General features: G+C 61.3%; 23 protein-coding genes. 14 read left to right on the top strand and 9 right to left on the bottom strand.

What is annotated here, in order from left to right; translation table 11 throughout:
• Nucleotides 1-478: 478 nt before the first annotated feature.
• The 3 genes from AC1Q80_RS09560 to AC1Q80_RS09550 all read left to right on the top strand — a co-directional run bounded on the left by AC1Q80_RS09560 (nucleotide 479) and on the right by AC1Q80_RS09550 (nucleotide 3,918).
• The gene (locus AC1Q80_RS09560) at nucleotides 479-1,918 is read left to right on the top strand and encodes a DUF1254 domain-containing protein (protein WP_492360258.1); all 1,440 of its coding nucleotides are present in this window, start codon (nucleotides 479-481) and stop codon (nucleotides 1,916-1,918) included.
• Nucleotides 1,919-2,170: 252 nt separating this feature from the next.
• Nucleotides 2,171-2,623 (top strand): VOC family protein, encoded by a 453-nt coding sequence (locus tag AC1Q80_RS09555; protein ID WP_492360257.1) that lies wholly within the window; start codon nucleotides 2,171-2,173, stop codon nucleotides 2,621-2,623.
• 59 nt (nucleotides 2,624-2,682) lie between these two features.
• Nucleotides 2,683-3,918, top strand: coding sequence for a GGDEF domain-containing protein (locus tag AC1Q80_RS09550; protein ID WP_492360256.1), 1,236 nt, complete (start codon nucleotides 2,683-2,685; stop codon nucleotides 3,916-3,918).
• Between the two features lie 50 nt (nucleotides 3,919-3,968).
• Here the strand turns inward: AC1Q80_RS09550 and AC1Q80_RS09545 are convergent, their stop codons facing one another.
• A complete protein-coding gene (locus AC1Q80_RS09545) occupies nucleotides 3,969-4,589 on the bottom strand; it encodes a DUF1638 domain-containing protein (protein ID WP_492360255.1) in 621 nt (206 codons plus the stop codon).
• 39 nt (nucleotides 4,590-4,628) lie between these two features.
• On the opposite strand from AC1Q80_RS09545, the gene AC1Q80_RS09540 reads away from it, so the two are divergent.
• Entirely contained in the window at nucleotides 4,629-4,787 is a 159-nt protein-coding gene (locus tag AC1Q80_RS09540) for an entericidin domain-containing protein (protein ID WP_173420298.1), read from the top strand.
• A 215-nt stretch (nucleotides 4,788-5,002) separates the two neighbouring features.
• Here AC1Q80_RS09540 and AC1Q80_RS09535 read toward each other — a convergent pair whose 3' ends face one another.
• The gene (locus AC1Q80_RS09535; protein ID WP_077503856.1) at nucleotides 5,003-5,701 is read right to left on the bottom strand and encodes a corrinoid protein; all 699 of its coding nucleotides are present in this window, start codon (nucleotides 5,699-5,701) and stop codon (nucleotides 5,003-5,005) included.
• Between the two features lie 336 nt (nucleotides 5,702-6,037).
• On the opposite strand from AC1Q80_RS09535, the gene AC1Q80_RS09530 reads away from it, so the two are divergent.
• The 3 genes from AC1Q80_RS09530 (at nucleotide 6,038) to AC1Q80_RS09520 (ending at nucleotide 9,156) form a co-directional block, all read left to right on the top strand.
• Nucleotides 6,038-7,612, top strand: a complete 1,575-nt coding sequence (locus tag AC1Q80_RS09530) for a trimethylamine methyltransferase family protein (protein ID WP_492360254.1) — start codon at nucleotides 6,038-6,040, stop codon at nucleotides 7,610-7,612.
• A 107-nt stretch (nucleotides 7,613-7,719) separates the two neighbouring features.
• Entirely contained in the window at nucleotides 7,720-8,424 is a 705-nt protein-coding gene (locus AC1Q80_RS09525; protein ID WP_492360253.1) for a ferredoxin, read from the top strand.
• Between the two features lie 180 nt (nucleotides 8,425-8,604).
• Entirely contained in the window at nucleotides 8,605-9,156 is a 552-nt protein-coding gene (locus tag AC1Q80_RS09520) for a hypothetical protein (RefSeq protein WP_492360252.1), read from the top strand.
• 49 nt (nucleotides 9,157-9,205) lie between these two features.
• Here the strand turns inward: AC1Q80_RS09520 and AC1Q80_RS09515 are convergent, their stop codons facing one another.
• Nucleotides 9,206-9,592, bottom strand: a complete 387-nt coding sequence (locus tag AC1Q80_RS09515) for a hypothetical protein (RefSeq protein WP_492360251.1) — start codon at nucleotides 9,590-9,592, stop codon at nucleotides 9,206-9,208.
• A gap of 155 nt (nucleotides 9,593-9,747) precedes the next feature.
• Between AC1Q80_RS09515 and AC1Q80_RS09510 the strand changes: the two genes are divergently transcribed.
• From AC1Q80_RS09510 to AC1Q80_RS09500, 3 genes are all read left to right on the top strand, one after another.
• The gene (locus AC1Q80_RS09510; RefSeq protein ID WP_492360250.1) at nucleotides 9,748-10,497 is read left to right on the top strand and encodes a phosphodiester glycosidase family protein; all 750 of its coding nucleotides are present in this window, start codon (nucleotides 9,748-9,750) and stop codon (nucleotides 10,495-10,497) included.
• Between the two features lie 100 nt (nucleotides 10,498-10,597).
• Nucleotides 10,598-11,125 (top strand): RNA polymerase sigma factor, encoded by a 528-nt coding sequence (locus AC1Q80_RS09505; protein ID WP_492360249.1) that lies wholly within the window; start codon nucleotides 10,598-10,600, stop codon nucleotides 11,123-11,125.
• Between the two features lie 2 nt (nucleotides 11,126-11,127).
• Nucleotides 11,128-13,275 (top strand): vWA domain-containing protein, encoded by a 2,148-nt coding sequence (locus AC1Q80_RS09500; protein WP_492360248.1) that lies wholly within the window; start codon nucleotides 11,128-11,130, stop codon nucleotides 13,273-13,275.
• A 221-nt stretch (nucleotides 13,276-13,496) separates the two neighbouring features.
• On the opposite strand, the gene AC1Q80_RS09495 is transcribed toward AC1Q80_RS09500, so the two are convergent.
• Nucleotides 13,497-13,940 carry a CBS domain-containing protein gene (locus AC1Q80_RS09495; protein WP_492360247.1) on the bottom strand — a complete coding sequence of 148 codons (444 nt, stop codon included), beginning with the start codon at nucleotides 13,938-13,940 and terminating at the stop codon, nucleotides 13,497-13,499.
• 234 nt (nucleotides 13,941-14,174) lie between these two features.
• Nucleotides 14,175-14,522, bottom strand: coding sequence for a hypothetical protein (locus AC1Q80_RS09490; RefSeq protein WP_492360246.1), 348 nt, complete (start codon nucleotides 14,520-14,522; stop codon nucleotides 14,175-14,177).
• 134 nt (nucleotides 14,523-14,656) lie between these two features.
• On the opposite strand from AC1Q80_RS09490, the gene AC1Q80_RS09485 reads away from it, so the two are divergent.
• Both AC1Q80_RS09485 and AC1Q80_RS09480 read left to right on the top strand, forming a co-directional pair.
• Nucleotides 14,657-15,292, top strand: a complete 636-nt coding sequence (locus tag AC1Q80_RS09485) for a helix-turn-helix transcriptional regulator (RefSeq protein WP_492360245.1) — start codon at nucleotides 14,657-14,659, stop codon at nucleotides 15,290-15,292.
• Nucleotides 15,293-15,350: 58 nt separating this feature from the next.
• Entirely contained in the window at nucleotides 15,351-16,505 is a 1,155-nt protein-coding gene (locus AC1Q80_RS09480; protein WP_173420288.1) for an aminotransferase class I/II-fold pyridoxal phosphate-dependent enzyme, read from the top strand.
• Nucleotides 16,506-16,652: 147 nt separating this feature from the next.
• Here AC1Q80_RS09480 and bmt read toward each other — a convergent pair whose 3' ends face one another.
• Nucleotides 16,653-17,669 carry a betaine--homocysteine S-methyltransferase gene (gene bmt / locus AC1Q80_RS09475; RefSeq protein WP_492360244.1) on the bottom strand — a complete coding sequence of 339 codons (1,017 nt, stop codon included), beginning with the start codon at nucleotides 17,667-17,669 and terminating at the stop codon, nucleotides 16,653-16,655.
• A gap of 83 nt (nucleotides 17,670-17,752) precedes the next feature.
• Complete coding sequence (locus tag AC1Q80_RS09470; RefSeq protein WP_492360243.1) at nucleotides 17,753-19,042, bottom strand: O-antigen ligase family protein; 1,290 nt, start codon at nucleotides 19,040-19,042, stop codon at nucleotides 17,753-17,755.
• 438 nt (nucleotides 19,043-19,480) lie between these two features.
• On the opposite strand from AC1Q80_RS09470, the gene AC1Q80_RS09465 reads away from it, so the two are divergent.
• Together AC1Q80_RS09465 and AC1Q80_RS09460 are read left to right on the top strand one after the other, a co-directional pair.
• Nucleotides 19,481-20,596, top strand: coding sequence for an acyltransferase family protein (locus AC1Q80_RS09465; RefSeq protein WP_492360242.1), 1,116 nt, complete (start codon nucleotides 19,481-19,483; stop codon nucleotides 20,594-20,596).
• 200 nt (nucleotides 20,597-20,796) lie between these two features.
• A complete protein-coding gene (locus AC1Q80_RS09460; protein ID WP_492360241.1) occupies nucleotides 20,797-21,663 on the top strand; it encodes a D-alanyl-D-alanine carboxypeptidase family protein in 867 nt (288 codons plus the stop codon).
• Nucleotides 21,664-21,881: 218 nt separating this feature from the next.
• Here AC1Q80_RS09460 and AC1Q80_RS09455 read toward each other — a convergent pair whose 3' ends face one another.
• Entirely contained in the window at nucleotides 21,882-22,928 is a 1,047-nt protein-coding gene (locus tag AC1Q80_RS09455; protein ID WP_492360240.1) for a quaternary amine ABC transporter ATP-binding protein, read from the bottom strand.
• Complete coding sequence (locus tag AC1Q80_RS09450; protein WP_173420282.1) at nucleotides 22,921-23,832, bottom strand: ABC transporter permease; 912 nt, start codon at nucleotides 23,830-23,832, stop codon at nucleotides 22,921-22,923. The genes AC1Q80_RS09455 and AC1Q80_RS09450 overlap by 8 nt, the downstream gene beginning before the upstream one ends.
• Between the last annotated feature and the right edge of the window lie 204 nt (nucleotides 23,833-24,036).

The raw sequence follows: 24,036 nt of genomic DNA, 5'->3' as shown, positions 1-24,036 counted from the left end.
GTTCCCAAAAAATATCGAATGGTGAAACTCATGGACGCGAAGTTCAATTCTCCAAAAATTCTTATTGTCTTGGGAATGTTGTCGTAAATCTTGTTCTGAAGTTGATATTCAGCGTTGCATAATATCGGGAATGATCTTTAGCCGTATTGTTCATTCGGGGGATGGTGTTCGAAATTACATAAAAATATGTTCATTCATCGCGTTATCATGACGCTCTTTTCTTTCGGCATCGGTGTTTTGCGCCGTTTCCGGTCGTGGTCTGCTGTCGTGGGCTCCAGACCGTCGGCGTCGTATGCGCGTTGAACCATTTGGCTTTCAGTGATCGGATGCACCGGCACGCTTGCTATGATGTCCGCCAGTGCAAAGCCGAATTCGGCCCTTGCGTTTTCAGGATGTGATTTCGCGGTGCACAATGCCTAGTGGTATTGATTAGCATGTGCTAACGTCCTGGCGCCATGAGGGCAAATAGGAGGCGAACATGGATCTGACACGACGCGCCGTCGCGATGGGAGCAATGGGTTTACTTGCCAGCGCTTCATTTTCACCAGCGAATGCCTTTGAATCACCGCTTATCGATCCGATCGAAGCTGCCGACGAATTCTGGCTCGCGGTCGAAGCCTACATCTATGGATACCCCCTGGTGACGATGGAAATAACACGCCGCGTCGTCACCAATGTCGAAAAGCCCGAGGGTAGCAAAGGCCCGATGGGCCACATCATCAAGCTTCGCGAATATCCGAACGCGTCCTTCAAGGACGTCACCGCGCCGAATGCCGACACGCTCTATACGACCGCGTTCGTCAATGTCGAAGAGGAGCCGTGGGTTCTCTCGATCCCGGACATGAAGGATCGTTACTTTCTGTTTCCGATGCTCGACGGATGGACGACGGTGTTCCAGGTGCCGGGAAAACGAACGACAGGCGGCGACGCGCAATCCTACGCCATCACCGGCCCCGGCTGGCAGGGTCAACTGCCCGACGGCGTCACCGAGTACAGGTCGGCAACGAACCTGATCTGGATTCTCGGCCGCATCTATTGCGACGGTACGCCGGAAGACTACAAGGCCGTTCACGCATTGCAGGACCAGTGCAAGCTCGTGCCGCTCAGCGCTTACGGCAAGGACTGGACGCCGCCGCCCGGCAAGGTCGACCCCGGTATCGACATGAAGACCGCCGTGCGCGAGCAGGTCAACGGTATGGATGCGGTCGAGTATTTCACCCTTCTGAGCGAACTGATGAAGGCCAATCCGCCGACAGCCGCGGACGCCGGGACGGTCGCGAAGTTCGCGCAGATCGGCATCGTTCCGGGCCAAGCCTTCGACAAGGACAAGCTGGATGCGGCATTCGTCAAGCGCATTCCCGAGTTCGCTTTCCACCGCATCATGCTGCACTTCAAGTTCAGCGATGGCGATATCAAGGACATCAACGGTTGGGGCTACACGACCGCGACCGGCATTTACGGGACCAACTATCTCCAGCGCGCGCTGATAACCGCCATCGGCCTTGGCGCCAATCGTCCGCAAGACGCGGTCTATCCGACCTCGCTGAAGTCGAAGGATGGCCTCATCGCTCGCAGCTATCACGGGTCGAACAACTACGTCGTCACCTTTCCCAAGGGGCAGTTGCCGCCTGTGCGAGGGTTCTGGTCGATTACCATGTACAACGATCAGTATTTCTTCGTGGAAAACCCGATCAACCGCTACTCGATCAGCGCGCGGCAGAACCCCAAGGCAAATCCGGATGGATCGACGGATATCTACATCCAGCACGAAACCCCCGGTGCGGACAAGGAAGCCAACTGGCTGCCTGCGCCGAAGGACAAATTCATCCTGATGATGCGGCTCTACTGGCCCGACGACAGTCCGCCATCCATCCTGGATGGTTCCTGGGTCATTCCGGCGGTCAAGAAGGCGGGGTAGCCGCCCGTAAACACAATGCTGTCCGCAATTCTTCGACCGCGATGGCGAGTTCCCTCGCGGTCGACGTCGCCACGATGCTGTTGGCCCGCCACTGGCGCATCTCCGATCGGCGTGTCGCGATCAAGCTCTTTTCGAGCCCTCTCTTCGGCGGGATGAAATGGCGCCGTTGACCGCAGTCCTCGCCGAACCGACGTCTTTCGCCATCCTTCACCAATGGATATGGTTGCCTCATAGCCGAGGATATCAACCGTCATGAGACTTGCTCACATCAACCTGGTCGCCCGAGATGCGGGCGCGCTCGCGGGATTCTACATCGATGTCCTGAAGTGCGAACCCCTGCGTGAACCCAGGATGCTGTCAGGTGAAAAAGTCTCTCGAGGCAATGGCCTTTCGAACTGCGAGATATACGCGATATGGCTCAAATTCCCCGAACTCGAACGCCCTTTCCTGGAGATACACGAGCACAAGGTCACGCATGACCGGGATCAGCCAAGGGTGAACGAACCTGGTTTTGGGCACCTGTCATTTCAGATGGATGATATCAGCGCCGTGCTCTCGGACATCATCCAAGCCGGCGGAGTGCAGATCGGTGAAATCACCGACTTCGGGACGCCGGAAAAGCCATTTCTGATCGCTTATGCACGGGACCCCGAGGGAAACGTGCTTGAGCTTGAGCAGGTATCAACCAGGGCGGCGTCTCTTTAGGGCATCTTCAGTTATTTGTGTCACCAGTCGGTTGCCCGTTTCAAAAGGCCGGAGAACCGATGATGAGCGTCGTGACGCTAGGAGACGTTGACCGCCAGATCGGCCGCGGATTTAAACTCCTGCGTTTTGCGCCCGCTATCGAGGCGGCCTTCCTTCGTGACTACGCCGCAAGCCGGGTCAGGCTCGCCGTTGTCTGGGCGGTTATCGGGACATTGATCTACGACAGCGTGTATTTCGGCGACGCGACGATGATGCCGGACGTGTTCTGGCAGCTCGTGCTTGTTCGGTTTGGCATCTTCACGCCCTTCGCCCTGATCAGCGTACTGGCGCTCAGGCGCTGGCCGAGTGCGCGCAATTACGATCTGCTGTCCATCTCTGTCGCCGTGCTCGGGGTTTCCCTGCCGATGTCCGTCGCGGTCTTCAGCAGCAGTCCCTACCTGTTCGTCTACCAGAACGGCAATGTCGCCGCATTCCTGTTCTTCGTCATTGCTCTGCGCCCGAGGTTTGCCACCATCGTGCTCGGTCTGGTGCTCATGTGCGCCGTACAATTTACGACCACCAAGTTGAACGGTTCCTTCGACGACGTCACCTATACCGGCATCATCACCTTCTATGTGACGTTGACGATCTTTCTGGCGATGAGCGCCTACTTCATGGAGCACAAGGACAGGCTGAATTTCCTCCACCAGCTGCGCGGCAGCCTGCTGCACGCCGAGCTGGAGCGCAAATCCGAGCGCGACGAGCTGACCGGTCTCTTCAACCGCCATTCGCTGGCGCGCCTGCGCCACACGATCTGGAGCGGGGAAGACGCTGCGGCCACGGTCGCGGTCATCATGCTCGATATCGATCGCTTCAAGCTGTTCAACGATGTTCACGGCCACATCGAAGGCGACGATTGCCTGCGTGCCGTCTGCCGCTGCATCCTGCGCGAGGTTGCTGGCGCGGGCGAAACCTTCCGCTTTGGCGGCGAAGAGATCCTGGTGCTGATGACCGATGTCGAACGGGAGCAGGCAAGCGACGTGGCCGAGAGGATCAGGGCCGCGATCGAGGCGCTTGGGATCCGCAATCGTGGTCTTGCCGATGGGCAGGTCGTCACCGCAAGCCTCGGGGTCGCCTTGGGAAGACCAATTGAAGCCTCTCTGGAAGACCTGCTTCGCGCGGCGGACGCCGCGCTCTATGAAGCCAAGCGGGATGGGCGCAACACCGTCTCGATCTTCGATGGCACGTGGCGCGGGCCGACCGGATCAGGCTCTGCGGACGACACGGTGCAGGCTTCGATCCTGCTCGCGAGCTGACGCCAGCTGTTTGTGTCTCGGCCACATCGCGGCGTTGGTCGGTTGCCGGATCACGCGCTCCGGAGCGATGCCGTCAGATCGCCATAGCCGGTAAAGCGGTATTCGTATTCGAGACCAAGATAGTCGGCTGCCTCCTTCGCCTTTGCCTGCAGCGCTTCGTCCTCCTGCTGCGAGAGGTAGACGAGCTTGCGGTAGTGGCCGAAATACATGTCCCTGAGTTCCGGGTGCCGTTTGAGCCCGAGCGGCTCGACGACGAAGGCCTCGAACTGGCGGGCGAGGAAGTCGGTGAGGAAGAACGCCGTCAGATCATCGTCCCAGCGGCTGGCAAAGTCATCGTTGCCGGCAAAGAAGGAATAGCAGTGCGGGCCGGGGATGCGTTCGACGCCTTCCTCCTCGCAGAGCCGGTCGAGGTGGCCGCCGGTGCCGCAATCGGCATAGGCGACGAAGATGCGCTGAAAGCCCTCCTGCCGCGCCTTGACGATCGCCTCCCTGACGCCCGGGGTGATCTTGTCGGGTGTGTTGTGCCAGATGGCGGGAAGACAGGCGAGGTCGACATGGTCGAGCTGGTTTGCCTGACAGATGGCGAGAATTTCGCGCGCGATTGCGCCGCAACCGATGACGTGAACTTTTTCCGGTTGTGTGCGTTCTATTGTGCGCGATACTTTTTCCATCTCGATTCCACTTGCCCACCGTTATGAAGGAAGCTTGTCATGAAAAAACAAACTGTTGCGACCGTCAGTGTCATCCTGATTGCTCTGGCGACGCTCAGCGCCTGCGGCAACACAATCCGTGGCATCGGTCAGGATACCGCAAACACCGTCAACGCGACACAGTCGGCCGGCAAGAAGGTGGCCAACGCCGCCAACTGATGTGCGTAGCCTGCCGCGCGGCGATCTTGCCGGCGCATTGATTCCCGGTGCTCCGCGTCCTCTTTGACGTGGAACGGCCGCCGATGTTCAGATCGCGCCGGTCGCCCCGCGGCGGATGCCCCCGTCGCAAAGGCCTACCGTTTTCATGACCGTCAATGAAAAAGCCGGCCGCAAGCGTCACTGCTGCGGCCGGCTTTCGTGTTCGTGAAGAGGCCTCAGCCGGCAGCGAGCAGGTTGTGCTTGCGCTTCATGAAGTCCTTGGCGGTCTCGACCGCCACGGCTGCGTCGCGGCAATAGGCGTCGGCGCCGACAGCCTTGCCGAATTCTTCGTTGAGCGGCGCGCCGCCGACGAGAACGACGTAGTCGTCACGCAGTCCCTTTTCCTTCAGCGTATCGATCACGACCTTCATGTAGGGCATGGTCGTGGTCAGGAGCGCGGACATGCCGAGGATGTCGGGCTGCTCGCGCTCGATCGCTTCCAGGTAGTTTTCGACCGGGTTGTTGATGCCCAGGTCGACGACGTCGAAGCCGGCGCCTTCCATCATCATGCCGACGAGGTTCTTGCCGATGTCGTGAATGTCGCCCTTGACGGTGCCGATCACCATCTTGCCGAGCTTCGGCGCGCCGGTTTCGGCGAGAAGTGGCCGCAGGATGAACATGCCGGCTTTCATCGCATTGGCCGACAGCAGAACTTCCGGCACGAACAGAATGCCATCGCGGAAGTCGACGCCGACGATGCGCATGCCTTCAACCAGTGCCTGCGTCAGGACGTCGTAGGGCGTCCAACCACGCTTGAGCAGGATGTTGGTTGCGTCCTCGATCTCCTCCTTGAGGCCGTCATAGAGGTCGTCATGCATCTGCTGCACAAGTTCCTCGTCGGAAAGGTCCTCGAGAATGATTTCATCGTCTGCCATAGTAGGGTTCCTCGGTTCCTGGCACGGCCGGGCTAAAATCCGGACACGTTCATCAATCAATAGCGGTCGACGTGTAAAAATCTGTTTTCGAAAGCGACGTCGCATATGACAAAAAGCGACGGCAGGGCAGCTTCTTTCGAGGCCTGTATATTCTTAACAAAAACAATATATTCGCGCCATGCGGTTTTTGGCCGGCCATGACGCAGATCGCAGTGTTCGAGTTGCGCCACTCGTTGGCGCATTGAGACCCGTACAGTCCCTGCGGCTTGGTAGCATTAGGGCCAATCGGTGCTTGAAGGCGCAAGATATCGAAATGCGCGGGAGAGGAATGAGTAAATGAGCGACGTGACAGATCAGGACGCGGTTGAGGGTGGCGGTCGCCGCTCGCGAGGCGAGGGGCGGGGAGCGGCGGCACGGCGTGCCTCGCGCACCGGCGGCGGCGCAGGGCCGTCGCTGCCATATATCCAGCGCAAGATTCGCGAATACGAGGTCCTGGACGAGGAAGGCCTCCAGCTTATCGAGCGCAATGCCGATACGATTCTCGAGGAAATCGGCATCGAGTTCCGTGACGACGCCGAGGCGCTCGAGCTTTGGAAGCAGGCGGGCGCCGACGTGCGCGGCCAGCGCGTTCACTTTCCGAAGGGACTTTGCCGCGAGCTTCTGAAAACGGCACCGTCGGAATTTACCTGGCACGCCCGCAACCCGGCCCGCAGCGCCCAGGTTGGCGGCAAGGCGACGATCTTCGCGCCGGTCTATGGCCCGCCCTTCGTGCGCGACCTCGAAGGCGTCAGGCGTTACGCGACCATCGAGGACTTCCGCAATTTCGTGAAGCTCGCCTACATGGCGCCGTCGATACATTTGTCTGGCGGCACGGTTTGCGAACCGGTCGACATTCCGGTGAACAAGCGTCACCTCGACATGGTTTACAGCCACATCAAATATTCCGACAAGCCGTTCATGGGCTCGGTGACGGCGCCCGAGCGGGCCGAGGACACGATCGCCATGGCGAAAATCGTCTTCGGCGACGAGTTCGTCGAAAACAATTGCGTCACCCTGAACCTGATCAATGCCAACTCGCCGATGGTCTTTGACGAGACCATGGTGGGGGCGCTCAAGGTCTACGCCCGTCACAACCAGGCCTGCGTGCTTTCGCCGTTCATCCTGTCGGGCGCCATGAGCCCGGTCACGGTTGCCGGCACGCTGACGCAGATCCTGGCCGAAGTTCTGGCCGGCGCCTCGTTCACCCAGCTGATCCGCAAGGGCGCGCCCGTGCTGTTTGGCACCTTTGCCGCTTCGATCTCGATGCAGTCGGGCGCGCCGACCTTCGGCACGCCGGAGCCGTCGCTGGTCTCCTATGGCGCGGCACAGCTCGCCCGTCGCCTGAAGCTGCCTTTCCGCACCGGCGGTTCGCTCTGCGGCTCCAAGGTGCCGGACGCTCAGGCAGCGCACGAATCGGCCAACACGCTGAACATGACACTGCTTGCCGGCACCAACTTCGTGCTGCATGCGGCCGGTTGGCTGGAAGGCGGTCTGGTCTCGTCCTACGAGAAGTTCATGATCGACCAGGACCAGCTTGGCATGATGCAGAAGATGGCCGAAGGCGTGGATCTCTCGGAAAACGCCCAGGCGCTCGACGCCATTCGCGAAGTCGGCCCCGGCAGCCACTATCTCGGCTGCGCCCACACCCAGGCCAACTTCCAGACGGCCTTCTACCGGTCGCCGCTTGCCGACAACAACTCCTACGAACAGTGGGAAGTGGAAGGCGAAAAGCGCATCGAGCAGCGCGCCAATGCGCTGGCTCGCAGCTGGCTCGAACACTATGAGGCGCCGTACCTCGATCCCGCGATCGACGATGCGCTCAAGGCCTTTATCGATCAGCGCAAGGATTCGATGCCCGACGCTTTCACCTGAAAGGGTCCCGAGCGAGCCAGGGAGCAAGGCGGCGCGGCGCAGGTGGCTGACATGATCCAGAAGGAGGTCTGGCGCCCGCATTACGATCTACAGGGGCCGAAACCGAAATGACGGCGCCTTCCGCATTCGCGGACACTCATCTTGAAACCGTCCGTGCGGCTCTCCGGCCGCACGGACTTTTTTTGCGCGGCACGCTGAACTTTACGTCCGGCGAGACAGCGCCGCTGTTGAAGGATGGACGGCCCGCCACAAGCGTGGCGCTGATCGGCAATATCGGCGGTTCGCTCTGGCAGCCGTTCGTGCGCTGGCGCGCGGAGGCGCCTGATCGTGGCGGGACCGATCCGCTCGACACTTGGTCGAAGACGGTGATCGGCGAGATCGCCGGGCTCTACGGGGCGACCGCCTATTTCCCGTCGGATCCGCCCTGGCAACCGTTCCAGCAATGGGCGATGCGCGCGGAAGGCCTCAGGGCGTCTCCGCTCGGCATTCTCATTCACCCGCGTTACGGGCTCTGGCACGGCTATCGCGGAGCATTGGCCTTCGACAGGTCTCTACCCGCCGGCGGCGATTGGTCCGCGGGGCATCCTTGCGACAGCTGCGTGGAAAAGCCGTGCGTTTCCGCCTGTCCCGCCGGCGCGCTCGAAGGCGTGCAGTTCGATGTCGGTCGATGTCGCGGCCACCTGCGAACCGAGGCGGGCAGGGAGGGCTGTCTTGTGCACGGATGTCTTTCGCGTGATGCTTGTCCCGTTGGGCGGGACTATCGCTATCTGCCCGATCAGCTACATTTTCACATGGCCGCACTCAGCCTCTGATTGACCGGATTGCGCCGCCTTGCGTGATGCGGTCAAAAACCGCAGACAGTTTTCCGCATCTTGCTCCAAACGCGCAAAGATGGTGCAAATCTCCAAAATGACTAAAATTGGAGTTGTCGTGGAAAGATAATATTATCGAATTTATACCGATCTGGACGGCGTGGCGTTGGAGTTCATCGTATGAGAGGCAGCCCAGTCGTATCCGTGAGCAACTATCCCCCGCAGCTGTCGCGCGAGGAAGTGGAAGCGCAGATCTCACGACTTAACAGCATTCACGCCGCCAACAGCCAGATCTTGGAGGACGCCTTTAAGCGCCTGCTGGCAATTGGTGCCGGCCACGCGGCTGTGATCGTCGCCTGCATTGCGGGTTTCGATGCGCTGGTGGATCGCTCGGTGTTCGGCGGCGACATGCTTCCCAACGCGATCGACATTCTCAGGAAATTCGCTCTCGCCGTCAGCGCCCTCGGCCTGTTCCTCACCATCTGGGCAATTGGCAACAATTTCGGCGAGGTGCAGAAGGAAGCAAAGCGCCATGCGGTCAAGCTTGCGACGACCCTGCGGGAAAAGCGGCAACTCGTCTCGCTGTCGCAGGATGTGCTGAACCGCGATCCGAAATCCTATCTGCTTGCGGGCGTCGGCGGATTTGCCTGCCTCTCCATGATCTGTGGTCTTGCGGCGGCGGCCGGGTGTTATGGACTTGTCATTGCAATGGGGCTGCTTGCCGGCGGCTGACGCTAACTCTGATTTCTTCAGACCATGTCGTGCAGGTGGGGCGGTTAAATCACTTGTCCAGCTTCCAGGCGCATATCCTGACCGTTTCGCTTGTCCAGCATGCCCCGTCGCGCACCAATTTGCCGAGCGGGTTGTGGGCGCGCGTGGAGCTTGGGTGCGCATTCCAATGGGCCTCGGCCATGTTGGTGCCGTCCTCGCTCGACATGAAGACATAGGTGAAATAATCCCCGCCATGCAGTACGAAATCACCCCCGCCGATCGGGCGGAACTCGCAGGTCCCTGCAATATATTTGACGCCTTTGATCTGCAGCAGGCATCTCGCCGGGATGCTCACTTCTTCAGTTGCAGCGGTGCTGACCTCTTCGGCCGCCGAGGTGGCGGCTGAACCTACAGCAATGGCGCAGAGCGCTGCGCGTGCGATGCTGGTGAACTTCATCGTGGCCCTACAGTCTGAGGTTGAGCGGTGTTCAGTTGACACGATTCGAAGTGAGATGTCCTCAGAATAGGTTGCGGGACCCCTTCCATGATCCTGCGCCAGAACCGCCGCAATCTCAGTGATGCTTGACGTCTGATTCGATTGGACCTTTTGCCATGCCGCTTTTCCCAAAACCTTTTCTCGTCGGCGCCGTTCTTTCCGCCGGCCTTGCCGGCCCGGCGCTCGGCGCCTGCCATGATGTCAGCCATCTCGGGCAGGACTATATCGCCTGCACCGTCGACCCGGCGGAAAATGACATTCGCCTCTACAACAAGGATCAGGCGGGCGTTCCCTTCCGCTCGTTCCGGGCGTTGTCGCTGGAGCTGCGCCATCGCGAAGAATACATGCTGTTTGCCATGAACGGCGGCATGTATCACGACGATCTGTCGCCGGTGGGCCTCCATATCGAGGAGGGGCGCGAGCAGGCGCCGCTCAACACCAACACCGGTTGGGGCAATTTCCATCTTCTGCCGAACGGCGTCTTCTATGTCGATGACGGCAAGGCAGGCGTGATGGCGGCCGATGCCTATCGCGATGCCAGGATTACCCCGCGGTTTGCCACCCAGTCCGGCCCGATGCTGGTGATCGACGGGGCGCTGCATCCGCGCTTCCTGCCCGATAGCACCAGCCTGAAAACCCGCAACGGTGTCGGCGTGACGGCAACGGGCGAGGTGGTGTTCGCCGTGTCGAAGCGGCCGGTGCGGTTTCACGATTTCGCCACGCTCTTCCGCGACGCGCTCGATTGTCCCAACGCGCTCTTTCTCGACGGCACGATCTCCAGCCTCTATGCGCCCGATATCAACCGGCACGACCGGTTGTTCCCGATGGGGCCGATGATTGCCGTCGTCGGGAAATTCCCGCGCTAGCTTTTCTTTATGGGTCCGCGACGATTTTTTTCGTCGGCGGCCCAAGGAATTGTCGCCGTGCAACGTCTAAGGTCTGAAACAGGTGGGAGCGGGCACGCCATTGGACGCTGAACTCGTCGAAAAAGCAGTGTCTGGAGACAGACGGGCGTTCGGCCAGCTGGTCGAGCGGAACTATGATTTTGTCCATGCCGTCGCCTGGCGCTGGTCGGGAAATGCGGCGGATGCGGAAGATATCGCCCAGGATGTCTGTGTGCGGCTCGGCTCTGCCATTCGCGGCTTTCGCGGCACCAGCCGCTTTCGCACCTGGCTCTACACGCTGACCCTCAATGCCGCCCGCGACCATAAGCGACGCCAGATGCGTGACAGCAACAGGATGCAGGCCTATGCCAGCGAGCAGGCGGTTCTTGGCGGCGGCGAAACGGACGAGGACGAGCGCCAGGAGGCGCTGTGGACGGCGGTAAGGGCGCTGCCGGAAAAACAATGCGACGCGGTGTTGCTCGTCTATGCCGAGGGGATGAGTCATGCCGCTGCCGCCGACGTGCTCGGATGCTCGGAAGCGACCGTGTCCTGGCATGTGCATGAGGCGCGCAAGCGGCTGAAGACAGTGCTTGGCAAGGAGGCCGTGTGATCATGACCGACGAATTCGACAAGCTCTCCGGGCTGACCCCGCCAAAGGCTTCGAACGAGGCGCGCGCCCGCGCGCTTGCCGCCGCCATGCAGGCATTCGACGAGACGCAAGAAAATTCGACCGCCACCCAAGGATCGGTGCCGCCGGTTCGTCAAAGCTCCATCTTCAACCGGATATGGAGCCCCATCATGAACAGGAAATTGCTTGCCGGATCGGCACTCGCCACACTTCTGGTCGTGCCTGCCGCCGCCTTTCTGACGCTGGAATTGACGCGTAGCACGACCCTGCCGGACGACATCGGCACGGAAATCGCCGTCAAGGAAGAGCCGAAGCAGAAGGCAGCGCCTGTTGCGAAGCCGTCCTCGACGGCAGCGACTGCGGATGAGAGCTTGGCGGCGGCCAAAAAGCTGGAGGGTTCCGGCTCGCCTGCGCCTGAAGACACCGACAGCAAGGCACAGGCAACGGCCGACGAGCCGGAAATTGCCCAGTTGCTTGCACGCGCCCGTGAACAGAAGACCGTCGAGGTTCAATCCGCGCCGCAAGTCGCGAGCCCGGCGCCTGTCGCAGAGACCGAAGCGGATGCCATGGCCAACCAGGCGATGAGTGACAGCGCCGCACAGCTTTCGGCGGAAGGCGGCGTGCAGGGCCGGCTGACCTATCTGCCGGCGCCGGTCGTTTCGCCTGAGATGCAGCCGGTACAGCCGGAAAACCGCGAGCGCTTCGCCAAGGCTGACAGCAATCCGGTGAAGAGCGTTGCCGCCGATCCGGTCTCGACCTTTTCGGTCGATGTCGACACGGCGTCTTACGCCTTTGCGCGCCGCTCCCTGATGGAGGGCCAGATGCCGGATCGCGATGCTGTGCGCGTCGAGGAGATGGTCAACTACTTCCCCTATGACTGGCCGCGTCCGACATCTGCCGCCGAGCCGTTCAAGGCGACGGTGACGGTCATGCCGACACCCTGGAACGGCGGCACCCGGCTGATGCATGTAGCGGTCAAGGGCTACGACGTGGTGCCATCAGATGCGCCGAAGGCGAACCTTGTGTTCCTGATCGACGTTTCCGGCTCGATGGACGAGCCGGACAAGCTGCCGCTGTTAAAGGCCGCCTTCCGGCTGCTCGTCGAGAGGCTGAAGCCGCAGGATACGGTGTCGATCGTCACCTATGCCGGCAATGCCGGCACGGTGCTGGAGCCGACAGCAGTCAAGGACAAGGCGACGATCCTATCCGCAATCGACACGCTGCAGCCGGGCGGCTCGACCGCCGGGGCCGAAGGCATCGATGCGGCCTACCGGCTGGCGGAGAAGGCCTTCGTCAAGGGCGGCGTCAACCGGGTGATGCTGGCGACCGACGGCGACTTCAATGTCGGTCCGGCCAGCGATGACGAGCTCAAAGAGATGATCGAGGCGAAACGCAAGAGCGGCATCTTCCTCTCGGTGCTTGGCTTCGGCCGCGGCAACTACAACGACGCGCTGATGCAGACGATCGCGCAGAACGGCAACGGCACGGCCGCCTATATCGATACGCTCGCCGAAGCGCAGAAGACGCTGGTGGAGGAGGCGGGCTCGTCGCTCTTCCCGATCGCCAAGGACGTCAAGCTGCAGGTGGAGTTCAACCCGGCGGCAATCGCAGAGTACCGGCTGATCGGCTACGAGACCCGCGCGCTGAAGCGCGAGGATTTCAACAACGACAAGGTCGATGCGGGCGACATCGGCTCGGGTCACAGCGTTACGGCGATCTACGAGGTGACGCCGAAGGGCAGCCCGGCGGTGCTCAACGACGACCTGCGATACAAGGCAGCGGAAAAGCCGAAGGCCGATGCCACGGCCAATGCCGGCGAACTGGCGTTCCTGAAAATCCGCTACAAGAAGCCGGATGGCGACAGAAGCGAACTGATCACCACACCGGTGACCGAGGCGAACGCCGTGCCGTCGCTCGCCGAGGCACCGAATGACGTGCGCTTCTCGGTGGCCGTTGCCGCTTTCGGTCAGAAACTGTCCGGCGCGAGGGCGCTGTCGGATTATTCCTATGACGCCGTCGTCGATCTCGCGGCGGCATCCAAGGGGGCGGACCCGTTCGGCTATCGCGGCGAGTTCGTCAATCTGGTTCGGCTCGCCAAGGGGCTTTCCGGTGGTGGCAGCTCGGCCAATTGAGGGCTAGGCAGTGCCATGCCCGGTAGAGGGGTATCGATCTGAACGTACGGCGCCGCCTGTCCGCCGTCCGGAACTTTCTCCCTGAAAACGGGGAAAGGAGTTTGGTGCTTCGCTGCTCGACAGGGATATGTAGCTTTGCCGCCACGAGGAAAGTCGACGCGGCAAAGCCGGCAATGCTGGACTCAATGCCAAGATGTCTGCATCAGGCCGGCATCCGCTGCCTAGCGGTAGCCGAGCCCCATCACATAGTGGCGCAGCAATGTTTCCTCTTTCTCCGTATCCTCCAGGAGGTTTTCGAGGGCGTCTCGTGCGTTAAGAATGCCGATGGGTTGCCTGCCTTCGTCTACGATCGGAACGTTCTTGATGCCGGACGCGTGCATCTGAAGCCAGAGTGCATGGATGTCATCTCCCATCCGACACTCCAACACGTCTTGCTTCATCACGGAAGCGGCAGTCGCGGAACCCTCCAGCCGCTCCGACAGAACGAGAAGCTCAACAATATCCGTCTTCGTCAGCACACCGGCGAGGCTTCCGGAGCTGTCTCGCAGCACGACGATGTCCGTCCCCGCGTGCAAAAGGCGGGCGACGTCGAGAATTGTCGTATCTTCGGGCAAGAGGATGAGGCGGGCACGGGCTTTCTCAAAGAGCTCACGAACGAAAGGCATCGGATCTTCCTTCTGGATCGAGGCGGCGCAACGATCCAAAGTTGCGCATACAGTTGCGGCAAGATCAATGCTTGACGCCCTTTACGATGCCGAGGGCGACTTTCGGTTCAACATCGCGATCGGAGGAATTTGTTCTCCGGTGGTGCAATCTCAGCCGGCTCGAGCTCTTTCGAGAATTGAAAGGTGCGGCACGAACTGCAAGGCGCGGCCTGTCCACCTATGTGAGGCGTATGCTCACACTTTGGGAAAAGCACGCTCCAAGCCGCCGGATTTGGTCAATCCGGTTTTGAATGCCTGGTAGGCCGGGTGCTGGCTGGAGCGGGCGGCTTCCATCAGCCGCATCTGCAGCCGGGCGGGCGCCTCATTGCCGAGCCATTGGCCGAGTTTGTCGAGCTTCAGCGTATTGAGAAAGCGCGCTTCGGTGGCGATATCGAGATAACGGTAAAGGCCATCCAGCAGCCGATCGTCCTGCTCGAGGTTTTCCATCAGCAACCTGATAAAGGCCTGATCTGCCTCGCCAAATGCCGAGAGTTTGTCGGCAACGGTGTCCCTGTCGGGAAAGGAAGCGGGTCCGGCATTCATGTCAGTCTCTCCAGGCGAATCTCGTCTCCCTCGGGATAGGACAGGCCGGCCGTGTGCGCAAGCATTGGTGAATATTTGAATTAAACGTAATGTCTAGAATTGACAAAAAGTCTAGAATCGATCATGCCTGTCGCATGAACATAGAGCCCGCCATCGCCTTCGACATTGCCATGCACGCGCCTTCTGGCGCGGCCATCAGCGCCTTGCTTTATCCGCATGCCGAGGTCGTGCTGCATGACGTCAAGAGCGGCACCGTCGCTGCCATCTGGAACGCTTCGTCGGGGCGTGCCGTCGGCGAGGACTCGCTGATCGAGGAAGAGTTCGGCACAGTTTCCGGTACGGAGAGCGTGCTTGGGCCCTACGAGAAGACCGGTGCCGACGGCCGGCGCATCAAGTCGGTCTCGGCGGTGCTGCGAGATGCCGGGGGTGACGCAGCGGGCCTGCTTTGCATCAATCTCGACGTTTCGATGATCGACAACGCCGTGAAGCTGCTTTCCGCCTTTGCCGGCGCCGAGCAACCGCGGCCGCAGGCGCTGTTTTCGCGCGACTGGCGCGAGGAGATCAATGCCTCGCTGCACGACTGGCTGAAGGAGCAGGGGCTCGCACTCTCTGCGCTGAAGCGGTCGGATCGCGTAGCACTTGTGGCGGCACTCGAAGAGCGCGGCCTGTTCAAGACCCGCAACGCCGTCGATCACCTTGCCAGCCTGATCGGCACCTCGCGCGCGTCGATCTATAATTATCTCACTGCCGCCCGCAGCGACCTTTCCTGATCACGACGAAGACAATCATGTCGCCCGTCCGCGCGGCGCGGCGACCGGAGGACACGATATGACAACCTTGCCAGACTTCCGCCTCGAAACGCATTTCTCCCGCTGGGAGTTCAAGGCGCGCCATCATATGACCGCCAGCGACGCCGAAACCATCGGCATAGGCGAATTGCTGGCGCTCGCCGACGATACGGACCGGGAAGCCTGGGACAAGCTGACGCTCGGCTATACCGAAACCTATGGTGCGCCGGCGTTGCGCTTAGCAATTGCATCGACCTATCAGGGGCTTTCGGCTGCGGATATCCTCTGCTTTGCCGGGGCGGAGGAGGGACTTTACTGCGCCATGCTTGCGCTGCTCGGTCCTGAGGACCATGCCATTGTCACCGTGCCCAACTACCAATCGATGGAAACGCTGCCGGTCACGATAGCGGCCTCGGTCACCGGCGTGCCGCTGCGCCCGGAAAACAACTGGCGCCTGGACCTTGCGGACGTTCATTCGGCGCTGAAGCCGAACACAAAGCTGATCGCCGTCAACTTCCCCAACAACCCGACCGGCTCGATCGCCGATCAGCAGACATTCAAGGCGCTCGCCGAACTTTGCGCCGAACGTGGCATCCACCTTTTCAGCGATGAGGTCTATCGCGGGCTTGAGCGCGACCCGGCGCTGCGATTGCCGCAGGCGGCAGAGTTGTTCGACCGTGGCATTTCGCTCAACGTCATGTCCAAGGCCTATGGCCTGCCGGGCCTGCGCATAGGCTGGATCGCCTGCCGCGATCATCATCTGCTCGAACGCATGGAGAAGATGAAGCACTATCTGTCGATCTGCAATTCGCGACCTTCGGAAGTGCTGGCGACCATTGCGCTCAAGGCGCGCGAGCATTTGCTTGATCGCAACCGCGCGCTTTGCGCCGAAAACCTTCAAAAGCTCGGCGCCTTCTTTGCCGAGTTCCCCGATCTCTACGAATGGCGGGAGCCGGACGGTGGCTGCGTCGGCTTTGCCCGCTACCTCGGGTCCGATGGCGTCGAGACCCATTGCCGTCAGCTGGTGGAGGAGGCGGGTGTCCTGCTGTTGCCTTCGAGCCTGTTCGTCTCTGATCTGCTGCCGGTCGCCCAGGATCGCTTTCGTGTCGGTTTCGGCCGCAAGGATATCGAAGTCGGGCTCGCGGCATGGCGCCAGCATCTGCAGAGCGGCGGTGCAATGAAGAGAAGCGCCTGATTTTCGCCGGCGCCGTCACTCCTGTGATGGCGTCGATCGACCTTGCTTTGGAGCAAGCGCCTGCGCGTGTTGGGTCAGAGCACCGAAAATGAAAACGCTCCGGATCGGATGATGCCGGAGCGTTTTCTTGTCTGAGCGGAGGCCTTCTCAGCCGCGGCGGCTGCGCCGTTCGCGGGCGGGCGCCGATGGGCCTTCGTTGGCGGTCTTGTTGCGCAACGGGCCGATCCTTTCGATGATGATATCGAGCGTCGGGCGTTCGCGCTGCGAATGTTCGTCAAGCGCCACGCGCATGGCGGCGAGGTGGCCGCAAGTGGTGCCGCAGCAGCCGCCGATGATTTTGGCGCCGGCATCGGCTGCCAGCCGTGCATATTCGGCCATCAGCGGCGGCGTGCCGGAATAGTGGATCTCGGAGCCGCGGAACTCCGGAATGCCGCAATTGCCCTTGACGATCACGGTTGCTTCAGGATTTGCCTCGGTCATGTCGAGCAGCGAGGAGAGGATGTCCGACGCGCCGACGCCGCAGTTGGCGCCGACGGCGACCGGGCCATCGCCGAGATCCTTGGCGACATCATGGATGTCCTTGGGGTGCAGGCCCATCATGGTCTTGCCGGCGGTGTCAAACGAACCGGTATAGACATAGGGCAGGCCGACCTTGGCGGCGGCTTCGGCGGCGGCGCGGATCTCGTCCGGCGAGGACATGGTCTCGATCCAGGCGACTTCGGCGCCACCGGCCTTCAGGCCTTCGATCTGCTCGACAAAGGCAGCGACCGCATCCTCGTAGGACAGCGCGCCGAGCGGGATCAGCAGTTCGCCGGTCGGGCCGACCGAGCCGGCGGTAATGACCTTGCGCGGCGCCTTGTCGGCGACGGCGCGGGCGATCTCGGCTGCGCGCCTGTTGAGATCGTGGACGCGATCCTGGGCGTGGTGCAGCTTCAGACGGTGGCGGGTGCCGCCGAAGGAATTGGTCAGGATGATGTCGGCGCCGGCGTCGACGAAATCCTGGTGCAGCTTGGTGATGTTCTCCGGCCGGGTCTCGTTCCAGATCTCGGGCGCTTCGCCGGCTTCGAGGCCCATCGCAAACAGCGAGGTCCCGGTGGCGCCATCGGCAAGAAGGACGCCCTTTTCGGCGATGAGATCGGACAGAACATTGGCGGCAAGGGTCATCGGCTTTTCCCGGCTAGAATGAATGCAATGAGATATAAAGATATCTTTATGTCTTTGCAAGCATCCCTGCGGTCGGCCGGCGACTATTGTTGGCGGCGCAGGCCCATGCGCCCGGCAAGGCCCAGGCCGAAGATCGCGAGCGCGGTCAACAGCCACATCGGGTCGGCGCGGTTGAGGAAGAAGCTTTCGAGCATGGCGTTGTAGGTCATGAAGATCACGACCATCACGCAGAAGTCGGCAAAGGCGCGGCCCTCCGGGCGGCGCGAGGCGCGGATATAATCGAAAAGCGGTTTGACGAAGAGTAGCAGGCTGATCGCGATGCCGCCCGGCACGCCGAATGTCAGCACCGCGTCGAGGTAGCTGTTGTGGCCGGCGACGATGCCGCGCACGTCCCAGTTCGCTTCGAAATTCGCCTCGAGCCCCATGATGACGGGCGAGAGCCAGAAGCTGGAGTAGCCCTGGCCGAACCAGGGGTGTCCGGCGATGCTGTCGCTGGCGAACTTCCAGATATCGTCGCGGCCGGTGAAGGTGGGGTCGTCGATGATGGCCTTGGTGGCTGCGAGCAGGGTGTCGGAATAGATCGTGCCGAGCGTCAGGCCGAAGATCACGACCGACATGACGAGATGGGCAAAGATCATCAGGCCCGGGCTGCGAACGGCGCGTCCGGCAAGCACCAGCGCGATGGCGATCGGCAGGAAGCCGATGGTGGTTTTCGAGCCGGTATGCAGCACGAAGTTGACCGAAAGGAGCGTGATCGCCCAGCCGCGAAGCGGGGCGCCGGCGCGCAGGCAATAGATGCCGAACATGCACAGGATGGAAAAGACCGGCGCCGAAACGTTCTTGTGCAAGAGATGGCCGCGCCAGAAGCCCGCATGCCAGGGTTCGCCGCCGGCGGCCGAGTGAACGGCGAGGTCCGGCGCCACGACGAGTGCCGCATAGTCGATCAGGATGAGCAGCAGGATCGCATTTGCGCCGGCGTGAACGAAATCCTCTTCGCTGCGCGGCAATACCAGCACACCCGCCACCATGATCATCGCCACGAGGCTGAGCGTCAGGCCACGGGCAGATGCTGCCGGATCGTAGGACTGCAGACATGAGAAGTAGGCGATAGCGAAGATTGCCACCCAGGCCGGCGAGACGAGCCGCGCCAGCACCCGCTTGTCGACCACGAGCAACATCGCAAAGAGATAGACCGCGCCGAGCACGATGTAGCCGACCTGGTTGATGATGTTGCCGTCGTTGGCGGCGTTCGGGTCCGTCTCCATCGCGCCCTGAAAGGGCATGAGCGTGAAGACCATGAGAAAGAGCCCGAAACCGGACAGGAGCGACGCCAGATGCCGTGTCAGCAGTGCAAGCCCCGCGTCGTCGCTCAACCCCGCCGGCACAAGGTGCCGTCGTGAAGGAGAGTTTGCCGTGGCTGGGGTCGCTTGCATGGGGGCGCCGGGATTACTGGGGCAAGGACGCCGCCAACAGGGCGCCACCTTCTGTTTTGCAGTCTACGTCTGCAGCCGCGCCGAGCGGGCCCAAGACTTGCCATCAAGCATGGCGCAATTGGGTTAAGGTCGGGTGAAACGACGCATCGGCTCATTCCGGGACCGTATCCTCAGGACCGGCCTCTTTTTGCCTCGCCCGGACCCGTCAGGCTTCCGCGTTGCGCCCAACGCTCATTACCGGATTTTAAGCCTTCGCGGGCGAAACTGCGGCAGGACTGTCCTTGCGGAGCCTGCATCCTTCGAAGCAGAAAATCCAAGCTTGCGGCGCAACGAGATGAAATGGCGGCGCAAGCCGTCAGGGATGGAGCATTCTCCCCAATGGCGAAGAAATCCAAGCTTCTGGCACTTGAATCCCTGCGCGGATTCGCGGCCCTTGCCGTTGCCGTGCACCATTTCCGCTATGGCAGCCTGCTCAGCGAAAACGCCTTCATCCGGCATGGCTACCTGATGGTGGACTTCTTCTTCGTGCTCAGTGGTTTCGTCATTGCGCTCAACTATGCCAACCGACTGTCGACCCCCGCCGAGGTTGCAAGCTTTCAGCGTCGGCGATTCTGGCGGCTCTATCCGCTTCATCTGTTCACGCTGCTGATCTTCCTCGGCATCGAGTGCCTCAAATACGTTTTTGAGCAGAGAACCGGGATCGTTTCCAACAACCCCGCCTTCGTCGTCTCCGACGCGAGCGCCTTCCTTGCGAATCTTTTTCTGCTGCAGGGCGTGGTCCTGAACGAACTCGGGTTCAACATTCCGAGCTGGTCCATCTCGGTCGAATTCTGGACCTATCTGATCTTCGCCCTGACCATGGGGCTGTTGCGGCTGGAAATGCGCTGGTGCCTTGTTCTGGCGGGTGGGGCGGCCATCGTCCTGCTGGCCCTGGAAGGCGGGCGGCTTGAGACAGATCCGATCTTTGCGATCATCCGCTGCGTATTTTCCTTTTTCCTGGGGGCATGGGCCGCCTCGCTCCACGTCCGGGTTCCCCGAAAGGCGGCCACGCCGATGGCAGCCGGCGCGCTGGCGCTCGTAATTCTGGCAATCTGGGGTCTTGGTGGCACCCGTGCGGAGATCCTCCTGCCTCCGCTTTTCGCGCTGACGATCGTGGCCGTTGCGAGCCTTGAGGCGGATACGTCCCTGCGACGCTTTCTCGAGTGGCCGTTCTTCGTGTGGCTGGGCACCGTCAGCTACAGCGTCTACCTGACCCATTCCATCGTCGGTTGGGTGGTGACTCAGGTTCTGCGCTTCGGCCTAAAGGTGCCGACCCATGTCGCCGCCGATGGCGACACGGTGCTGGCGCTCGGCCAGGGTTTCGCGACCTTGGTCACCCTCGCGGCAACGGCCGCCGTGCTCGTCGCCTCGTATCTGACCTATCGTTTCATCGAGAAACCGTTTCTGTCCGGCTGGCCTTTCGGGGCGAGGGCGGTCGCGTCGCGCAACGGTTAGAAGGGGTCGATCTCGGGCGGAAGCCTGCCGTCGAATGGAGCCATTGTGGCCAAATCCGGGCGGGTGTTCACGACGAAAGGCCGCAGCCCATAGGCGATTGCGGCCTGATGGCGATCGCTGTAAAAGGGCGCACTTATGTAGTCGCCAGCCTGCCCGCGGATCTCGCGCGCTGATCGATAGCCTCAAACGAGAAGAACATCATGCATTTTACACTCCGGACACTCGCGTCGGCCGCGGTTTCACTCGGTCTGCTGCTTGGCGGTGCGTCCTCCGCTTTTGCCGGAAAGGCCCATTTCATTCTCGATGCTCAGACGGGCACGGTCCTTGAGGCTGAAAATGCCGACGAGCTGAATTACCCCGCGTCCTTGACCAAGATGATGACGATCTATCTGGCATTCGAAGCCCTTCGTGACGGCAGGCTGACCTGGGACCAGCGGTTGACCATGTCGGAAAATGCCAACAGCAAGGAGCCCTTCAAGCTCGCCGTCGGCGTCGGACGCACCGTGTCCGTGCGCGAAGCCGTGATGGGCATGATCGTGCTGTCGGCCAATGATGCTTCCATTGCCATCGGCGAGCAATTGGCTGGAACGGAAACGGCGTTTGCCAAGGTGATGACCGAGAAGGCACACCAGCTCGGCATGGCTCGCACCGTGTTCAAGAACGCCAATGGTCTGCCTGATCCGGAGCAGGTGACGACCGCGCGTGACATGGCGACGCTCGGCATCTCGCTCATGCGTGATTTCCCGGAAGAGTTTGCGCTGTTTTCGAACCGCAGGATCGAGTTCAGGGGCATGAAGCTTCGCGGCCACAACGGCGTGATGAACCGCTATGAGGGTGCCGACGGCATCAAGACCGGTTACACCAAGGCATCAGGCTATAACCTGGTGACCTCGGCAACCCGCGACGGCAAGCGCCTCGTCGGCGTCGTCATGGGCGGCGAAACCGCTGAGAAGCGCGACAACCAGATGATCGGCCTGCTCGACAAGTATTTCCCTGCCACGAGCGATTCGCTCTCGTCCGCAAGCACCGTCGAGCCGGCTGCAGCCGAAACGACGAAGACCAACTGAAGGCTGAGGGTTCCTTATTTCGGTTCAACGCGGGGCTGGCACTGGCCCCGCGTGGTTGGCAGAACCACAGGCGCTTCCCGCAACACCGCGTGCCACGTCTGACGACCCAAATTCGTGAAATGCCAAGGCCGACCTACAGAGATGCGAAGGGCGCTGCGGCCCAATCCTCCAGGAGGAAAAAGCCGAGCGCCCTCGATGTCGGGCTTTGACCCGCGGTCTTACGCGGCTCTCTTGTCCTCGTGGCTGGTGGGCGTCACCATCGCCGAAATGATCGTCGGCAGGTCGAGTGCGCCGACCGGGCGGCCGTTCTCATCGACGACATGGGCCGCGTTGACGTGGGCCCCGGTCATGGCGCGCGCTGCCGATTCCAGCACCATGCCCATTTCCAGCGGCAGGCCCTCCGGATTGCCCGTAAGCGGCCGCATGATCGTCTCTACATTGATGACGCGTCCGCGGTTCACTTCCTTGACGAAGGCGGTGATGTAGTCGTCGGCGGGTGAGAGCACGATCTGCTGGCCGGTTCCCTGCTGCACCACGCGGCCGTCGCGCAGGATGGCGATCTTGTCGCCGAGCCGGAGCGCCTCGTCGAGGTCGTGGGTGATGAAGACGACCGTTTTCTTCAGCTCTTTCTGCAGATCGAGAAGCACCGTCTGCATGTCGACGCGGATGAGCGGATCGAGCGCCGAATAGGCTTCGTCCATCAGGAGAATGTCGGCGTCGTTGGTCAGCGCCCGGGCGAGGCCCACGCGCTGCTGCATGCCACCGGACAGCTGATTCGGATAATGGTTTTCGAAGCCCTGGAGGCCGACGCGCTCGATCCAGCCGCGCGCGCGCCTTTCGCTTTCCGCCTTGCCGACGCCCTGGATCTCGAGACCATAGACGGTGTTGTCGAGAACGGTGCGGTGCGGCAGCAGCGCGAACTTCTGGAACACCATCGCCGTCTTGTGGCGGCGGAATTCGCGCAGGTCGTTGTCGCTCATCTTGCAGACGTCGACGCCGTCATAGAGCACTTCGCCCGCAGTCGGGTCGATCAGCCGGTTGATGTGGCGGATCAGCGTCGACTTGCCGGAGCCCGAAAGCCCCATGACCACCATCACGCCGCCGGCCGGCATCGAGATGTTAATGTCCTGCAGGCCGAGAACGTGGCCGTGTTTCTCGTTGAGTTCCGCCTTGCCCAGGCCCCGCTTGACCGCATCGACATAGTCGCCGCCATTGGGGCCGAAGATCTTGTAGAGGTTCTTCACCTCGATCGCGTGACTAGCCATGGATAACCTCCGAATGCTTCTGCAGCCGCCTGCCGAAGGCCTGGCTGGTACGGTCGAAAATGATGGCGATACCGACAAGGGCGAAGCCGTTGAGGAAACCGACGGTGAAGAACTGGTTGGCGATCGCCTGCAGCACGTTCTTGCCGAGGCCACCGACGCCGATCATCGACGCGACGACGACCATCGCCAGCGACATCATGATGGTCTGGTTGATGCCGGCCATGATCGTGGGCAGCGCCAGCGGCATCTGCACGTTCTTCAGCTTCTGCCAGGCGGACGAGCCGAAGGCGTCGGCGGCTTCCAGCACTTCCTGGTCGACAAGACGAATGCCGAGATTGGTGAGCCGGATCATCGGCGGTACAGCGTAGATGACGACGGCGATCAGGCCCGGAACCTTGCCGATGCCGAAAATCATCACAACCGGGATGAGGTAGACGAAGCTCGGCATCGTCTGCATCACGTCGAGCACAGGATTGACGATCGCCTGCACCCGGTCGGAGCGGGCCATCAGAATGCCGATCGGAATGCCGATCAGGATCGAGATCAGCGTACAGACGGTGACCATCGCCAGCGTGATCATCGTGTCGTTCCACAGGCCGACCAGGCCGATAGCGATCATCGACAGCGCCGTTCCGATGGTGATGTTGATGTTGCGGCTGCCGTAATAGACCACAGCCACCATGACGATCAGCACGAGGATCCAGGGCGACGCCACGAACGCGCCTTCGAGGTAGTTCAAAAACCATTGTAGCGGCTGCACGACCGTATCGATGGCGTCGCCATAGGAGCGAACGAACCCTTTGAAACCATCGTCGATGGTCTTGCGGGCGAGCCGGATCGTTCCGTCGTCAATGGCAGGGAACTTGCAAAGCAACGCTGGCAAGACACTGCAGATGGATGCCATATTTTTCCCCTTCTTGGCCGGAAGTCTTATGACGCCGACTGCGTCAGTGGACCGGTCGTTGCCGATCCTTGCGCAGACTTAACGGGTGACCTCTTCGGGTCCCGGCGTGAGGAATGTGACAGCGGAACGTGACGCCCGCTTACCTGAATGCGACGCGAACGGCTCCCGTTCGTCGTCGGGAGCATCGAGCGCCATGCAGTCTGC

Source organism: Ensifer sp. GW823-FHT05D09, assembly GCF_058795755.1.
Note: the sequence above shows the minus strand (reverse complement) of the source record. Positions and strands in the feature narration are given on the sequence as shown.

What these genes read in the sequence shown, in the direction of transcription:
- AC1Q80_RS09560 (WP_492360258.1), top strand. Translation starts at nt 479, where the DNA reads ATGGATCTGACACGACGCGCCGTCGCGATGGGAGCAATGGGTTTACTT.
- AC1Q80_RS09460 (WP_492360241.1), top strand. Translation starts at nt 20,797, where the DNA reads ATGCATTTTACACTCCGGACACTCGCGTCGGCCGCGGTTTCACTCGGT.
- AC1Q80_RS09510 (WP_492360250.1), top strand. Translation starts at nt 9,748, where the DNA reads ATGCCGCTTTTCCCAAAACCTTTTCTCGTCGGCGCCGTTCTTTCCGCC.
- AC1Q80_RS09480 (WP_173420288.1), top strand. Translation starts at nt 15,351, where the DNA reads ATGACAACCTTGCCAGACTTCCGCCTCGAAACGCATTTCTCCCGCTGG.
- AC1Q80_RS09495 (WP_492360247.1), bottom strand. Translation starts at nt 13,940, where the DNA reads ATGCCTTTCGTTCGTGAGCTCTTTGAGAAAGCCCGTGCCCGCCTCATC.
- AC1Q80_RS09515 (WP_492360251.1), bottom strand. Translation starts at nt 9,592, where the DNA reads ATGAAGTTCACCAGCATCGCACGCGCAGCGCTCTGCGCCATTGCTGTA.
- AC1Q80_RS09455 (WP_492360240.1), bottom strand. Translation starts at nt 22,928, where the DNA reads ATGGCTAGTCACGCGATCGAGGTGAAGAACCTCTACAAGATCTTCGGC.
- AC1Q80_RS09520 (WP_492360252.1), top strand. Translation starts at nt 8,605, where the DNA reads ATGAGAGGCAGCCCAGTCGTATCCGTGAGCAACTATCCCCCGCAGCTG.
- AC1Q80_RS09485 (WP_492360245.1), top strand. Translation starts at nt 14,657, where the DNA reads ATGAACATAGAGCCCGCCATCGCCTTCGACATTGCCATGCACGCGCCT.
- AC1Q80_RS09550 (WP_492360256.1), top strand. Translation starts at nt 2,683, where the DNA reads ATGATGAGCGTCGTGACGCTAGGAGACGTTGACCGCCAGATCGGCCGC.
- AC1Q80_RS09530 (WP_492360254.1), top strand. Translation starts at nt 6,038, where the DNA reads ATGAGCGACGTGACAGATCAGGACGCGGTTGAGGGTGGCGGTCGCCGC.
- bmt (WP_492360244.1), bottom strand. Translation starts at nt 17,669, where the DNA reads ATGACCCTTGCCGCCAATGTTCTGTCCGATCTCATCGCCGAAAAGGGC.
- AC1Q80_RS09540 (WP_173420298.1), top strand. Translation starts at nt 4,629, where the DNA reads ATGAAAAAACAAACTGTTGCGACCGTCAGTGTCATCCTGATTGCTCTG.
- AC1Q80_RS09465 (WP_492360242.1), top strand. Translation starts at nt 19,481, where the DNA reads ATGGCGAAGAAATCCAAGCTTCTGGCACTTGAATCCCTGCGCGGATTC.
- AC1Q80_RS09490 (WP_492360246.1), bottom strand. Translation starts at nt 14,522, where the DNA reads ATGAATGCCGGACCCGCTTCCTTTCCCGACAGGGACACCGTTGCCGAC.
- AC1Q80_RS09525 (WP_492360253.1), top strand. Translation starts at nt 7,720, where the DNA reads ATGACGGCGCCTTCCGCATTCGCGGACACTCATCTTGAAACCGTCCGT.
- AC1Q80_RS09450 (WP_173420282.1), bottom strand. Translation starts at nt 23,832, where the DNA reads ATGGCATCCATCTGCAGTGTCTTGCCAGCGTTGCTTTGCAAGTTCCCT.
- AC1Q80_RS09535 (WP_077503856.1), bottom strand. Translation starts at nt 5,701, where the DNA reads ATGGCAGACGATGAAATCATTCTCGAGGACCTTTCCGACGAGGAACTT.
- AC1Q80_RS09545 (WP_492360255.1), bottom strand. Translation starts at nt 4,589, where the DNA reads ATGGAAAAAGTATCGCGCACAATAGAACGCACACAACCGGAAAAAGTT.
- AC1Q80_RS09555 (WP_492360257.1), top strand. Translation starts at nt 2,171, where the DNA reads ATGAGACTTGCTCACATCAACCTGGTCGCCCGAGATGCGGGCGCGCTC.
- AC1Q80_RS09500 (WP_492360248.1), top strand. Translation starts at nt 11,128, where the DNA reads ATGACCGACGAATTCGACAAGCTCTCCGGGCTGACCCCGCCAAAGGCT.